The organism is Blastocatellia bacterium (genome assembly GCA_025055075.1).
Classification (GTDB): domain Bacteria; phylum Acidobacteriota; class Blastocatellia; order HR10; family HR10; genus HR10.
The window spans coordinates 1-15,000 of sequence record JANWYV010000048.1 but is presented as its reverse complement, the minus strand read 5'-3'; the positions used below and the strand labels follow the sequence as shown (position 1 = coordinate 15,000).

Here is a 15,000-nt window from a genome sequence, read left to right as displayed (position 1 = left end):
CCAGAGGTCTTCGGGCATCTGGGTGGCCTGACCGCGTGCCTTTTGCTTAATGAGCCGGCTAGTTCGTGTGTGCGGCAAGGCTAAGCCGGAAAGGCGGAGCCGTAGCGAAAGCGAGTCCGAATAGGGCGTCAGAGTCGCACACACGAGACGCGAAGCGGGATGATCTACCCCTGGCCAGGGTGAAGCCGCGGTAACACGCGGTGGAGGCCCGAACCGGTGTTCGTTGAAAAGGGCTCGGATGAGCTGGGGGTAGGGGTGAAAGGCCAATCAAATTCCGTGATAGCTCGTTCTCCCCGAAATAGCTGTAGGGCTAGCCTCGGGTGAATACCACGGGTGGTAGAGCACTGGATGGGCTAGGGGGCTTACCCGCCTACCAAACCCAACCAAACTCCGAATGCCCGTGAGTCATGCCCGGGAGTCAGACTACGGGGGCTAAGCTCCGTGGTCAAGAGGGGAACAGCCCAGACCGTCGGCTAAGGTCCCCAAGTGCCGCCTAAGTGGGAAAGGATGTGGAGTCGCGATGACAGCCAGGAGGTTAGCTTAGAAGCAGCTATCCTTTAAAGAGTGCGTAACAGCTCACTGGTCGAGGCGACTCTGCGCCGACAATCCAACGGGGCTCAAGGCGGTCACCGAAGCCACGGAATCGAGACGAGCTGCGGCTCGTCCTCGGTTGGTAGGGGAGCATTCCGGTTGCCTGTGAAGCCGCACCGTGAGGGCGGATGGAGGCCCCGGAAGAGACTCTGCCGGCATAAGTAGCGATAACGCGGGTGAGAACCCCGCGCGCCGAAAGCCTAAGGTTTCCTCTGTGAAGTCAGTCTGCAGAGGGTTAGCCGGTGCCTAAGGCGAGGCCGAAAGGCGTAGCCGAAGGGAAGCAGGTGAATAGTCCTGCGCCACCTTCCGTGCGCTAGGAGCCTGGGGGGACGCCGAAGGATAGGCCGGTCGGGTGATGGATGTCCCGATTCAACCCGGTAGGTGGAGGGGGTAGGCAAACCCGCTCCCTCGCTAACACCGAGAGGGGATGACGACCCCGTTAGGGGGAAAGCGGCCGAGTCCATGCGGCCAGGAAAAGCCTCGGTGGCGAGCGCGGAAGGTGACCGTACCGCAAACCGACACAGGTAGGCGAGGAGAATATCCACAGGCGCATGTGTGATGGCTCGGTCAGGAACTAGGCAAATTGGCCCCGTAACTTCGGGAGAAGGGGTGCCCACGTTAGGTGTAGGAGCTCGCCTCCGAAGCCGAGGTGGGTCGCAGTGAAGAGCGCCACGCGACTGTTTACTAAAAACACAGGTCTCCGCAAACTCGTGAAGAGGATGTATGGGGGCTGACGCCTGCCCAATGCCGGAAGGTTAAAGGGAGGGGTTAGCCTGGACTCGTTCCGGGCGAAGCTCCGAACCGAAGCCCCGGTGAATGGCGGCCGTAACTATAACGGTCCTAAGGTAGCGAAATTCCTTGTCGGGTAAGTTCCGACCTGCATGAATGGCGTAACGACGTGGCGACTGTCTTGCCGAGCTGCACAGCGAACTTGTGGTCCCGGTGAAGACGCCGGGTGCCCGCACCAAGACGGAAAGACCCCGTGGACCTTAACTGCAACCTGTCACTGAATCTGGGTTTGGTCTGCGCAGGATAGGTGGGAGGCTATGAACCTGTCCTTTCGGGGGCAGGGGAGCCGCCGGTGAGATACCACCCTGATCAAATTCGGGTTCTAACCTGCCACCCTGAATCGGGTGGAGGGACAGTGATAGGGGGGTAGTTTAACTGGGGCGGTTGCCTCCTAAACGGTAACGGAGGCGCCCAAAGGTCGGCTCAAGGCGTTTGGAAATCGCCTGCAGAGTGTAAGGGCATAAGCCGGCCTGACTGCGAGACACACACGTCGAGCAGAGGCGAAAGCCGGGCCTAGTGATCCGGTGGTCCCGCGTGGAAGGGCCATCGCTCAACGGATAAAAGGTACCCCGGGGATAACAGGCTGATCGGGGCCAAGAGTTCACATCGACGCCCCGGTTTGGCACCTCGATGTCGGCTCATCGCATCCTGGGGCTGAAGAAGGTCCCAAGGGTTGGTCTGTTCGCCCATTAAAGCGGTACGTGAGCTGGGTTTAGAACGTCGCGAGACAGTTCGGTCCCTATCTGGTGTGGGCGCAGGAGACTTGAGGGAATCTGGCCTCAGTACGAGAGGACCAGGCTGGACCAGCCTCTGGTGTACCGGTTGTCACGCCCGTGGCAGCGCCGGGTAGCTAGGCTGGGCAGGGATAACCGCTGAAGGCATCTAAGCGGGAAGCCCGACCCAAGATAAGGTCTCCCTGAAGGGCCCTGGTAGACGACCAGGTTGATAGGCCGGAAGTGTAAGCGCCGCAAGGCGTTGAGCTGACCGGTACTAATCGCCCGTTCGGCTTGACCACAAGATGCGCTGGAGAGCAAACGAAATCGCGTCTTCTGGCGCGAAAGTGTGGCGCATGTCGGGCTCTCCTTCAATTGGGAATTTTCGAGGGTTTTTCCCTGGTGGTCATACCGGCGGGGAAACACCCGTTCCCATCCCGAACACGGCCGTTAAGCCCGCCAGGGCCGATGATACTGCGCTGGAAACGGCGTGGGAAAGTAGGTCGCTGCCAGGGAAGTGCGTTCAAGAGCCGCCGAATGAATGCTCATTCGGCGGCTTTTTTATTTGCGCGCTCGTATGAGCGAAGATCTCACCATCTTTCGACGTGCAGTTGCATTGTTCACGAAAGCGGCCGAGGCCAGTCGTCAGCGCGATCACGCGCGTGCACGGGAGCTGCTGCAGCAAGCCGCGCGCCTTTATCGTGATTTAGTGCAGCAAGCCACTTCGCCCGATCAACGCGTGAGGGCCTCTCGTGGTCTCGGAGCGGCGCTCTTTCATCTCGCCATCGAGGCCTTGTATGTGGCGCGTCCCGTTGAGGTCCTCGACGCCGCTCAAGAGGGATACGCCCTCATTGCGCAATATGGTCTGCAACCCGCGCGGCAGTTGGCGAAGCTCAATGCTATTCGCGCCCTAGCGCTACTTGATCTGCAGCGCCTTTCAGAGGCGCTGCACGCCGTGGAAGCGGCTTTCGAAGACTTGCTCAAGGAGAAGGATTCAATTGTGCGCGCGGAGATGGCTGTCCGCTTCACGTGGCTGAAGGGGATGATTCTCTCTGCCCTCAGTCGGCACGAGGAGGCATTGGAGCATTTGGAGCGCGCTTATGCCCACTTTCAGAATTGCGGGCAGTATAACTTCTGGCATTTCGTCGGCATGGCCGAGGCGCTCATGGCTGTCGGGCGGCGCGAAGATGCCCTCGCGTTCTATCGGATCGGCGTCGACTATTTGAAGCAGAGTGGTGCCTTCGTCCCGTTTTCGGTGTTTCGCGTGGAGATGTTGGTCTCGGTGTGAATCATCTGCAATCCGTTCATCAGGCGATGGACTCGCGGTGCTCCCTCTCGGGATCCGACTGACGTCGCCGCCGGCGATTTCGTTCCATCCACTCATAGAGGAGGGGGAGGACAAAGAGCGTCAGCATCGTGGAGCTGACCAATCCGCCGATGACCACTGTGGCCAAGGGGCGTTGCACTTCTGCGCCTGGAGCCGTTGAGGTCGCCATGGGGACGAAGCCCAGACTAGCGACCAACGCCGTCATTAAAACGGGGCGCAAGCGCATCGCCGCACCCTCCACAACTGCCTGTCGTAATGAAGCGCCGTGCTCGCGGAGTCGGTTGATGGCGCTCACCATGACCAATCCGTTTAAGACGGCGATGCCAAACAGCGCGATGAAGCCGACGGCTGCCGAGAGGCTCACGTTCAAGCCGCGCAGCCAAAGTGCTGCGACGCCACCGACGAGCGCAAAAGGAAGATTGACCATGATCAGAAGCGCGCGAGGCAGGTCATCGAAGGACGCAAATAGAAGCAGGAAGATCAGGAAGACCACCAAGGGGACGACCAGGCGAAGCCGCCGCATGGCGCGCTGTTGATTCTCGAATTGTCCTCCCCATGCGAGGTAGTAGCCTGGGGGAAGGCGCAGCTCGTGCCGGAGGCGTTCTTGGGCTTCTTCGACGAATCCCCCTAAGTCGCGGCCGCGCACATTGGCTTGGATCACAATACGACGCGTCGCATTCTCGCGATTGATGATTTCGGGGCCTTCAGCCGTCGTGATCCGAGCCAGTCGGGCGAGCGGCACGCGTTCCCCGGCTGGGGCTTGCAGCAGAAGCTGACCGATCGTCTCCGGATCGCGGCGATGGGCCTCCGGCAGGCGCACAAGAACGTCTACGCGCGGGGCGCTGAAGATCGCATTCCCGTCGGGATTCCTCGAACCCTCGCGCGACGCAGCATCGGCGATGATCTGCGTAGCGACTTTTCCTCCGATGGCCGTCTCCACAAGGTGCGCGATGTCGTCCACCGAGATGCCGAAACGCGCCATCTCCGCTCGGTTCAGCTCCAAGCGCAACTCGCGCGCGCCAAGCAGGGGTTCGATCTGAACATCGGCGGCTCCAGGGAGGCGTTCCAGAAGGCGTCGGATGGTCTCGGCCAGTTCTAACAGCATCTCCGGATCTTGGCCGAAGAGCTTCACGGCGACGTCTGAGCGCACACCGGAGACGACTTCGTCCAAGCGCATCGCCAGCGGCTGCGTGAAGTTATAGGTGACGCCGGGAATCTCCCGTAATCGCCGATCCATGGCTTCGATCAATTCCTCCCGCGTCCGCGCCGTGCGCCACATCTGGCGCGGCTTCAGCAGCACGTAGACATCGCCCTGATACATCCCCATGGCCTCCGTCGCGAGATCAGGGCGTCCGATCTTGGTCACAACCGTCTCGACTTCAGGGAATTCCAGAAGGAGGCGTTCGATGCGGCCAGCGACCTCCGCCGATTCGCTCAAGGAGATCGAGGGAAGGCGGCGCGTCTCGATGAGCAGGGCGCCTTCGTCCAATTCGGGCATGAATTCCGTTCCCAGGCGCGAGAGGACGAACAGTGCGAGCGCGACCAGAAGCACGGCTGCGCCGATGGTCAGGCGACGGAACCGCAGGGTTCTGAGCAACGCGCGCCGATATGCCTGTCGCACTCGCTCGAAGAAGCGGTCGTGTCTAGGCGCGCTCATCCGAGCCCCCAGCAAGCTGCCGAGTGCCGGAACGAACGTGAGGGCCAGAATCAGCGAGGCGAAGATGGCCAAGCTGACCGTCAGCGCCATGGGCCGAAACATACGTGCTTCCATCCCCTGCAAGGCGAAGATCGGCCAGTAAACCGCCAGGATGATGAAAACGCCGAAGACCATCGGGCGCGCCACTTCCAACGTGCTCTCGCGCATGAGTTCTGTCGCCGACGCCCTCTGTAATGGGCCATTACTGTGCAGCGCGCGACGTCGCACGAAGTTTTCGATCACGACAACGGCCCCATCCACGAGCAGGCCGAAATCGATCGCCCCTAAGCTCATCAAGTTCGCCGAAAGCCCCAAAGCGCGCATCCCGATGAATGCCGCGAGCATCGAGAGGGGGATGACAGCGGCCACAATCAGGGCCGCGCGCAGGTCATGCAGGAAGAGGACGAGTACGAGGAGGACTAAGAGCCCGCCTTTGATGAGGTTCGTCGCCACAGTGCGCGTCGTCCGTTGAATCAGCTCCGTTTGATCGTAGAAGGGCACGATCCGCACCCCGGGGGGGAGCGTCCGCTCGATCTCGCGCACGCGTTCTTTGATCCGCTCGATGACGCGCTTGGAATTTTCGCCCTTGGTCATGATGACCATGCCGGAGACCACTTCGCCCCTCCCATTCTTGGTCACGGCGCCATGGCGAAGCGCCGGCCCCACATCTACGGTCGCCACGTCCGCCACGCGCACGGGCACGCCGGCTTTGGCCGTGATGATCACGTTGCGGAGATCATCGGCTGATTGCAAGCGGCCCAGGCCTCGAATGAGATAGGCTTCGGCTCCTCGCTCGACGTACCCTCCGCCAAAGTTCGCGTTGCTGCGGGCGATGGCTTCATAGACTTCGCGAAGCGTCAGGCCATAGGCGAGCAAGCGTTCCGGATCCACCAAGACGTGATACTGGCGGATGAATCCCCCCCAGGAGTTCACTTCGCTCACGCCGGGGAGAGTGCGAAGCTGCGGTCGGATCACCCAATCGTGGAGCGTCTTCAGCTCCATGAGGCTGTAGCCCTCGCCCTCGACCGTGTACTGATAGATTTCGCCGAAAGCCGTCGCGACGGGACCGAGCGTCGGCTCGACGCCCTCGGGAAGTCGAGCCTTGACCTCTTGCAAGCGTTCGGCCACGCGCTGTCGTGCGAAGTAGATGTCCACGTCATCTTCGAAGACGACCGTGACCATCGAGAGGCCGAATTTCGAGATCGAGCGCACTTGTTCGGTGCGGGGCAGCCCCATCATGGCGCTCTCGATGGGGAAGGTGATCAACTGCTCGACTTCGGCCGGTGCCAGGCCCGGCGCTTCCGTCACGATGTTGACTTGGATGTTCGTCAGATCCGGGAAGGCATCCACCGGAAGCGTGCTGAGGGCCCAGAGGCCGATCCCGGCCACAAACAGCGTCAACGCCAAGATGAGCACACGCTGTTGCAGGGAGAAGTGGATCAGAGCGCGAATCATCGTGACCTCGTGCGCGCGTCGTTCATGGAGGCGGGGAAGCGATTCACGGCTCCTCCTGAATCACGGCCTTCAGCAATTCGGATTTCAACCAGAAGCTGCCGCGCGTGACGATGCGCTCGCCTTCGCGCAGGCCGCCAGTCACCTCGACGAATTCGCCGTCGGGCAAGATGGCGGAGAGACCCAGCTGAACGCGCCGTTTCTCGAAGCGACCGGGCGCGATCTCCACGAAGACGACGGATTCACCGCCGATCTCCTGCACGGCTTCTCGAGGGATGGCGAGCTGTGGTGCGGTCGTGCCCAGGGCGATGAGGATGGTGGCATACATCTCGGGACGCAATCGTTGTTGCCGATTCTGGACAACGCAACGGACGCGAACTGTGCGCGTCTGTGGATCGAGCACCTCACCGATGTGAGCGACGTGACCTGGAAAGCGCTCTTCGGCGAAAGCCGCGACGGAGATGAAGGCCGGCTGGCCCAGACGAATGCGCGCTGCCTGAGGCTCGGGGACTTCGGCGATCACCCAGAGCGTCGAGAGATCGGCGATGGTCAGAAGATCCATCGAAGGGGTGACGACCATTCCCACGGTCGCGCGTCGTTCGAGCACGACTCCATCAATAGGGGCGCGAATGAGGACTTCATCGCTCGGTTCCGGCCATGCGCCTAAGTGGTGCAAGAATTCTTCCGCACGACGTAGTTCGGCACGCGCTTGCTCGAGTTCAGCTTCAGCGGCCACCACATCGGCTGCCGCGCGCAGTTGCTCGCGACGGGAGATCGCTTTGGCTTCCAAGAGCCGATTCGCGCGCTCCAGCTCAGCTTGCGCGTAAGCGAGCGCTTTCTCCGCACGCGCGACTGCCGCTCGCGCCTTCTCGTAATCGCTGCGCGCTGCCGCCAGCTCGTGGCTGTGCAGCGCGAGCACAGGCTGTCCGGCCTTCACGCGGTCTCCCACTGTCGCCAGAACGCGCGTGACGCGCCCTTCGACCGGAGCGCCGATGCGCACGGCTCGATCCTCATTGATCTGCACGCGCCCGGTCGCGCGAAGCTCCTGCGGGAGGGGACGTCGCGCGACCGTAGCGATGTGGATCTCACCCCGCGCTAGCGCTTCCGCGGAGACGACCACTGTGTTCAGCGCCACGGTCGCATCCGATCTCGGATCGGCCAGCGTCGGCGTGGCGTCTCGCTCCGAGGGAGAAAAGACATGTCGCATGGCCAGTCCGGCAGCCAGGCCCGAGGCGACTAACAGTAGGAACAATATCCAGCGTCGGCTTATGCCTCGTGCGCGGTGTCCTTTGAAGATCACGACTCTCATCTCCTCTCACGACGATGGGCGCGAAGCCTCAGAGAGTGAGGTCGGGACGGATCCCCCTCGGGGGAGACGTTCCAGTCCCGTCGCGCGCTCCAATTCGCGAAGGGCGCGGCGATACTCGAAGAGCGCTTGGAGATAAAGTTCGCGCGCCGCTGTGTGCGCCCGTTGGGCTTCCAGGAGGACGAGGAGATCGGCCGCGCCCTCCTGATAGGCGGCTAGGGCGACGGCACGCGCGTCTTCGGCGCGCTGCAGGAAGTCGCGGCGCAAGCTCTCGACCTGTTCGGTGGCGATTTCGACGGCGCGTCGTGCGGCCGCAAGTTCAGCCAAGATCTCTCCTCGCACGAGCCGCCATTCGGCTTCCGCCCATCGTCGTTCGGCTTCCGCGCGTTCGATCTGTCCCTGATTCCGGTTGAAGATGGGCAGTGGCACGCTCACGGCCCCGTAGAGCGTGTTGTTCGGACCATGGCGCTTGTATCCGAACGAGGCGACAAGATCGGGTTTGGCGCGCGCCCGTTCCAACTGCCAGGACGCATGCGCGCGTTCCAGTTCCGCTCGAGCGCGCACGGCCTCGGGCCGCTCCAAGGCAGCGCGTTCCAGCTCTTCGATACGCACGTGCACGGGCTCGAACGTCAGCTCCTCGCGCAACTCAAAGGTCTGATCGAATGAAGTCGCCCCCATCGCGCGAAGGAGTGCGATCTTCGCCTGCTCGTATTCGAGCTGTGCTTGCCGCATGGCGAATTCCGCGCGCTGCGCCTCCAGGCGCACTTTGATCAGATCGCCTTCGGCCGTGTACCCTTCGGCGACGCGCACTTCGTTATACCGCACGATCTGCCGGAAGGTTTCAAGATTTTCGCGGGCCAGCTCCCAGCGCGCACGCTGCAACAGGGCGCGTTCATAAGCGAATTTCACTTCCGCCAGAACATGCCGCTCGACTTGCTGCGCGGCGGCTTCGGCAATGCGAATCGTCCACTCGGCCACTTCCATCCGCCGCTCTCGCTTCTGACCGATCTCGATCGTCTGCGAGAGGAATGCGAACCACTCCGCTTCGAGGCTCGATGGCGTGAAGTTCTCGCCGCTGAACGTGAACGTTGGATTCGGGCGCAAGCGCGCCGTCACCGCTTCGCTGTGAGCCATGCGGACCTGCTCCCGCGCCGCTTGCAGGCGTGGGTGCCATCGCCGCGCGTACTCTATGGCCGCCGCGAGCGTGAGCGCAGTGGGCACACGGGGCGTTTCCATCGGCGATATCCGCGGGGGCTCCGTGAGCTCTTGCGCATGGGCGAGGAAGAGCGACGCGCGCCCACCGCTCCCCAGGGCGAATCCCGCCAAACTGATGAGAACGAAAATCCCGATCCTCTTCATGCTCTTCTGAACCTCCGCATCGTAGAGAGGCAGCTCATGCGAGGCATCATTATAGCAAACTCGCCCCTTGGCGCGGGCGATCCCCAAATGCTCCATATCAGTTACTCCCGCGATCGCGGAGGCATTTAACTTCCCTTGACGGCACGTCATGCGGTAAACTCTATCGCCACTAAGAGACGGCGGGCATTACGTTTCAGGAGGCCGAATATGACGGAACACGAGCAATCGCACGACGTCTTGGGCGCGGAGGAGGAGCGTCCTCCTCTTGGCCCTCTCAGCCGAGCCATCGGCATCATCTTCTCTCCCACGGAGACCTTTGCCGATATTGCTCGACACCCGACGTGGGCGTTCATCCTGATCGTGACGATCGCACTCTCATCCGCCGCTCTCTTCCTCTTGCAATTTCGCATCCCGAACATCGAGACGCGCTACAAGGAGCTGATTCGACAGCAGATCGAGGAAACGTTGGAGAAGCGAGGGGCGGCCAAGCCCCCCCAAGAAGCCTTGGACCGACAGGTCGAGATGCAAGCGCGCTTGTTCCGGTTTCTCCCGCTCTTGCCCGTCGGGGCCATTCCCATTGTCGCCCTTTTTCTGGCCGGGGTCTTCTTCTTGGGGCTATTGCTGCTGCAGGCTGAGACGACGTTCAAGAAGACCTTCTCGGTCGTGAGCTGGTCTTACGGTGTGACCTCAAGCATAGGTGCGCTCTTGAGCCTCATCGTCCTCTCGCTTCGCGATCCGGAGTTGCTCGATCCCACGAATCCCGAGGGATGGGTGACGACCAACCTCGGCGCGATGCTCGGCCTCTCCGCGGAGAAGACGCATCCGGCGCTCTTCGCGTTCTTGACCTCGCTCGATATTTTTACGATCTGGTTCCTCGTCTTGGCCGCAATTGGATTCTCGGCTATCTCGCGTAAGCTCTCGGTGCGGAAATCGGCCGTTTTGGTCTTCGCGCTGTGGGGCGTGTGGATCGCGGGAAAGGCCGCGTGGTATGCGTTCACGATGCGCTGAGGGGAGGCGCGCCGTCGGAGCGCGTGGACGGGAGCGGAGAGAGCGTCACAGGATCTGACCATCTCGCTCACGGGAGGTAGCGGGAAATGTCGCAGGTTGTGGAAACCGGCCGCTTGACGCTGGAGAAGCGCCTGCGCATGTATCAGGCGCGCGACGCCATTATCGATCGCCTGAATCCGGAGGCGAGTCAGCTCATTGATCTGGATAAGTTCTTGAGAGCCGCGACCGATGAGTTGGGAAAGCTGATGGAAGTGGATCGGTGCCATCTGGTCGCGCGTTCGCAGGCGGGAGAGTTGCGCATCGAGTACGAATATCGCGCTGATCCGGACATCCCCTCGATGCTGGGGATGAAGATTCCCGTGGATTTATCGGCGCTGGAGGGACGCGTGGATCTCACCCGTCCGATCGCCATTGATGATACGGCCTCGCTGCGGTTGGATCCTGTCTTGGCGCGAATTGTGGAACTGACCCAAACGCGCTCGCTATTGATCGTTCCCGTCGTGCGCAAGTCGGAAGTGCTCGGGCTGATCGGACTGCATCACTGTCGTCGTCAGCATCAGTGGTTGCCTGAGGAGATCAGTTTCATCGAATCCATCGCCCGGCAGGTCGCCATTGGATACGAATACACACGGCTCTACATGGAGAAGGAGAAGGAGGCTACGATCACGCGCGCGCTTTTGGAGATCGCCAACGAGATCAATCGGAGCGGGGACTTACTGGAGGTCGCGGCCCTCGTCATGGATCGCGCGCTGGAATTGGTGGGGGCAGACGTTGGAGGCTTAGCCGTCTTGGACGCGGCGGGTGTGCGCTTGGGGTTGGATACGGTGCGCGGGCGAGCGGCTCATATGCTCTCGGTGACGGAGATCGCGCTGGAACGGTATCCCGTCCTGCAACGCGCTTTCGCCGAGAGACGCGCGTGTCGTGTGGAAGCCACTGAAAGTGACGCGGCTCGGGCTTTCTTGCATGATGTGCTCGGCGGCGCGCAGCTCGCGCTGTTGGTCCCCATTCTGATCAAAGACCGTGCCTTCGGAGCCCTCCTTCTGGCGTGGCAATCGCCGGCGGTCCGCGTGACCGTCCATGAGATTGGGCTCGTCGAAGGGATTGCCAACCAGATCGCCCTGGCGCTGGAGAAGGATCAATTGAGTGCAGAGGTCGTGCGCTTGCGTCAGGAATTGCGAGGGGCGCAGGCGACATTGCCGATCATCGGCGTGAGCGACAAGATCAAACGCTGTATCGAGATGGCCTTGCACGTCGCCGACAGCTCGACGACCGTGCTCTTGCAAGGGGAATCAGGCGTGGGGAAGGAGCTGATCGCCGATCTCATTCATTACAACAGTCGCCGCGCGGATAAGCCATTTGTCAAAATCAATTGCGGGGCACTGCCCGAAGCCTTGCTGGAGACAGAGCTGTTCGGACATGAACGCGGCGCCTTCACCGACGCGCGCGCGCGCCGCATCGGAAAATTCGAGGAGGCCAACGGCGGTACGCTCTTTCTGGACGAGATTGGGGAATTGAGCCCGAGCGCGCAGGTCAAGCTCCTGCGCGTGCTCCAAGACGGCGAGTTCACGCGCATCGGGGGGAATCAGGTCATCAAGACCGATGTGCGCATCATCGCCGCCACGAATGTGGACCTGCAGAAAGCTGTCGAGGCGGGGAGGTTTCGGCTCGATCTCTTCTACCGCCTGAACGTCTATCCCATCTACATCCCCCCCTTGCGCGAGCGCCGCGAGGACATTCGGCCGCTGGTCATCCATTTCATCAAGCTGTACCAGAAGAAGTCGGGCAAGCGCGTGACGGGGATCACGCAAAAGGCGTTGGAACTTTTGGAGAGCTACGATTGGCCGGGCAACGTGCGCGAGCTGGAGAACGCCATTGAGCGCGCCGTCATTCTGGCGGCTGGACGCATGATCACCGTCAACGATCTGCCGGCCGCCGTGCGTCGCGGAGTGGGCGCTACAAGCGGCGAGTCCGAAATCGGCGCGCCGATGGAAGAAGTTGAGCGGCGCATCTTGCTGGAATCCCTGATGCCGCCGCTGCGCGAGCGCCCCGAATACATCTATCCTCTCGCCCTGCACTTCCTGGAGTTGTATCGGCATAAGTACGCGCGTCCGCGCTTGGAGCTGAGCGAGCCCGTGCTCGAACGCTTGCGGCGATACCCTTGGTCTGGGGGCATCCGCGAATTGGAAGCGGTCATCGAACAAGCCGTGGCGCGCACAAACGGTCCCGTGATCACGGTGGAGAGCTTGCCCGAGCCTCTTCGGAACCTGCCGGTTTCTGAAGAGGCGAACGACCGGCCGATTCCGCCGGTCGTGGAGATTCCCATCGGCACCCCGCTCGAGGAGGCCGAGCGCCGTCTCATCTTGCGAACGCTCGATTTCACCGGCGGACATAAGAGTCGAACCGCTGAGCTTCTGAAGATCGGACGAAAGACACTCTACCGCAAACTGGCTCAATATAGGCAAAAAGGCTCGCAAGGAGAGGTGACCGAAGCGGCTTCCAATCGCTCAGACCGCTGAATGTCCTTCCCGCGCCAATGCACGCGATGTCGCCGAACCTCGAGTGAGACTGGTCACCTACCGTTATTCTGCTCGCGAGCTCGCGAAAGCCAGATGAGTGCTTTTACTGATGCGGTGAAGCCACGTCCGATGTGGGGGACGAACGAGAGGCTTTGGCTCTACGCAGCGACAGATCTCGTGACATAAGATGGTCGCAACGGTGTTCTACTTGAGCGGATGATGGAGATTCGACGCGAAGTCTGCTTTTAAGATAATCGCAGCGGGGAGGAACTTCTGCCCGTGAAGATGAAAAATCCGTCGGAGGTAGGGGCCACCTCCGACGGAGAGGGACACGGGGAGACGAAAGAACCCAACCCGGTCCGCCGAGTTTATGGTGCCGCTAGCTCCCGATTCGGCTGAGAGCGTGGCGCGTGGTGACGGCGATCACACTCGGGCGTGGAGGAATCGCTCCATCGGGCCAGGTGCTGGTGGGAGCTGCCAGGGAACTGCCCTCTCCCGGATGTTGGATCGCCACAAAGAGCGTGCGGTAATCAGGCGTAAATTCCGGACCACAGATCTCCGAGCCCACCGGTCCGCTCAAGAATTGACGCACGAAGCCTCGCTCTTCGCCTTCGACGGGAACAGCGAACACTCCATCATTCATCCGGAACGTGCCCGGCATCCCATCGGTGGCGATCCAGAGATTACCGCTGCCGTCAAACGTGATATTGTCGGGGCAGGAGATGGGACTCACCAGCGATGGATCAAATCCCGCGAAGAAGGTTTGGTCCTCGGGAACCATCGGGTTGCCACAGAGTAGGAAGATCTCCCAACGGAAGGTCGTGGACGTCGGGTCATTGCCATCCTCGATGAGCTCAATGATATGGCCGTGGCGATTATTGGCTCTTGGGTTCGCCCGATCCACGCCGGGCTGCCCGGAGCTGCCCCGACGGCTATTATTGGTCATGACGCAATACACCTTGCCCGTGACTGGATTCGTTTCAATATCCTCGGGACGATCCATCTTCGTCGCTCCCAACAGATCAGCAGCAGCGCGCGTGTAGATGAGCACCTCAGCCTGCGACCAACCGGCCAGCGGCCCTTGTCCCGCCTGAAGAGGCAGCCATCGGCCCGTTCCATCATCGTTGAATTTGGCGACATAGAGTGTTCCCTCATCCAGCAGTCCGAAATTGGCCTCGCGACGACTAGGGTTCATCGGCCGCGCGCTGACGAACTTGTACATGTACTCGAACCGCTCGTCATCACCGCTATAGACGACGACCCGACCATCGGGGGCCACGACGACGGTTGCCGCTTCGTGCTTGAAGCGCCCCAAGGCCGTGCGCTTTCGAGGAATGAAGTTGGGATTGTAGGGGTCTATTTCAACCACCCACCCGAACCGGAAGGGTTCGTTCGGCTCCTTGCTGAGGTCGAAACGATCGTGATACTGCTCCCAGCGGCGCTCGCTGGCTCCGCGAGGAATCCCATAGCGAGCATGCATCGCCTTACGCCGATCCGAATCCGGGAGGGCGTTGAGATTGGCGAAATATTGGTTGAAATTTTCCTCGCAGGTCAGGACGGTCCCCCAGGGGGTTTTTCCGCCCGCACAATTATTGAGTGTCCCTCGCACTCGTGTCCCCGTCCGGTCGTAGGACACTTTGAGTAAGTCGTGCCCGGCCGCCGGACCCGTGATGAGCATTTCCGTCTCTCCCGTGATGCGACGATTGAAGAAGGACTCCCGATGATATCTCCATCCGCCCGTCTGACTCCTTGAGATCTCGACGATCGACAGGCCATGAGCGGCCAACTCCACGTCTACCTGCTCTCGCGTCGGATTGGCGGGCGAGTAACCGACGAACATCAGCTCCGGATTGGTGTACTCATGATTGACCACCAGAAGCCCGTGAGTAGGATTGTTAGAGCGATAGTCGGGAAGAGGGAAATAGCCCACGTAATCGCAATTGTAGCCGAACTGCCGGGCTTGAGCGCTAGCCGTTTGATTGAGGATGTTGAACTCGGGAGCATCCCGGAAAAGCGGATCCCCCCATCGAATGATGATCTGTGAGGAGTAACCCGGTGGCACCAACACGGTATCGAGATTGCTCAAACGGATGGGTTGGAACGCCAGCGTCGAAGATCCTTGCGGTCGCGAGAACACTCGGCTGGGATCCACGATGAGTAGGGGAACCGTCGCCGCCGCTCCTTTCAAGAAGGACCGGCGCGCCAACCGCCGTTTGAGAATTTGCGAGAACGTTTCCCCTCGT

The 15,000-nt window shown here is 61.2% G+C and carries 7 protein-coding genes and 2 rRNA genes (1 of these 9 only partly in view); 5 read left to right on the top strand and 4 right to left on the bottom strand.

Annotated elements, in window-relative coordinates; translation table 11 throughout:
• From NZ746_11335 to NZ746_11325, 3 genes are all read left to right on the top strand, one after another.
• A 23S ribosomal RNA gene (locus NZ746_11335) occupies positions 1 to 2,395 on the top strand (it extends 679 nt beyond the left edge of the window).
• A 96-nt stretch (positions 2,396 to 2,491) separates the two neighbouring features.
• Positions 2,492 to 2,608: ribosomal RNA gene (gene rrf / locus NZ746_11330) — 5S ribosomal RNA — on the top strand.
• A gap of 62 nt (positions 2,609 to 2,670) precedes the next feature.
• On the top strand, positions 2,671 to 3,381 hold the full coding sequence (locus NZ746_11325) for a hypothetical protein (protein MCS6817950.1): 711 nt from the start codon (positions 2,671 to 2,673) through the stop codon (positions 3,379 to 3,381).
• A 19-nt stretch (positions 3,382 to 3,400) separates the two neighbouring features.
• On the opposite strand, the gene NZ746_11320 is transcribed toward NZ746_11325, so the two are convergent.
• The 3 genes from NZ746_11320 to NZ746_11310 are packed head-to-tail and all read right to left on the bottom strand — an operon-like array spanning position 3,401 to position 9,233.
• Positions 3,401 to 6,571 (bottom strand): CusA/CzcA family heavy metal efflux RND transporter, encoded by a 3,171-nt coding sequence (locus NZ746_11320; protein ID MCS6817949.1) that lies wholly within the window; start codon positions 6,569 to 6,571, stop codon positions 3,401 to 3,403.
• A gap of 43 nt (positions 6,572 to 6,614) precedes the next feature.
• Complete coding sequence (locus tag NZ746_11315; protein ID MCS6817948.1) at positions 6,615 to 7,877, bottom strand: efflux RND transporter periplasmic adaptor subunit; 1,263 nt, start codon at positions 7,875 to 7,877, stop codon at positions 6,615 to 6,617.
• A 6-nt stretch (positions 7,878 to 7,883) separates the two neighbouring features.
• A complete protein-coding gene (locus NZ746_11310; protein ID MCS6817947.1) occupies positions 7,884 to 9,233 on the bottom strand; it encodes a TolC family protein in 1,350 nt (449 codons plus the stop codon).
• A 207-nt stretch (positions 9,234 to 9,440) separates the two neighbouring features.
• Here NZ746_11310 and NZ746_11305 point away from each other — a divergent pair, with 207 nt between their 5' ends.
• The gene (locus tag NZ746_11305; protein ID MCS6817946.1) at positions 9,441 to 10,241 is read left to right on the top strand and encodes a YIP1 family protein; all 801 of its coding nucleotides are present in this window, start codon (positions 9,441 to 9,443) and stop codon (positions 10,239 to 10,241) included.
• A gap of 86 nt (positions 10,242 to 10,327) precedes the next feature.
• Positions 10,328 to 12,757, top strand: a complete 2,430-nt coding sequence (locus NZ746_11300) for a sigma 54-interacting transcriptional regulator (protein MCS6817945.1) — start codon at positions 10,328 to 10,330, stop codon at positions 12,755 to 12,757.
• Positions 12,758 to 13,136: 379 nt separating this feature from the next.
• Here NZ746_11300 and NZ746_11295 read toward each other — a convergent pair.
• Positions 13,137 to 15,000: PhoX family phosphatase (locus NZ746_11295; GenBank protein ID MCS6817944.1), on the bottom strand; the 1,864-nt coding region annotated here is incomplete at its 5' end.

Coding starts and splice junctions, on each gene's coding strand:
- NZ746_11325 (MCS6817950.1), top strand. CDS start 2,671: ATGAGCGAAGATCTCACCATCTTTCGACGTGCAGTTGCATTGTTCACG.
- NZ746_11305 (MCS6817946.1), top strand. CDS start 9,441: ATGACGGAACACGAGCAATCGCACGACGTCTTGGGCGCGGAGGAGGAG.
- NZ746_11300 (MCS6817945.1), top strand. CDS start 10,328: ATGTCGCAGGTTGTGGAAACCGGCCGCTTGACGCTGGAGAAGCGCCTG.
- NZ746_11320 (MCS6817949.1), bottom strand. CDS start 6,571: ATGATTCGCGCTCTGATCCACTTCTCCCTGCAACAGCGTGTGCTCATC.
- NZ746_11315 (MCS6817948.1), bottom strand. CDS start 7,877: ATGAGAGTCGTGATCTTCAAAGGACACCGCGCACGAGGCATAAGCCGA.
- NZ746_11310 (MCS6817947.1), bottom strand. CDS start 9,233: ATGAAGAGGATCGGGATTTTCGTTCTCATCAGTTTGGCGGGATTCGCC.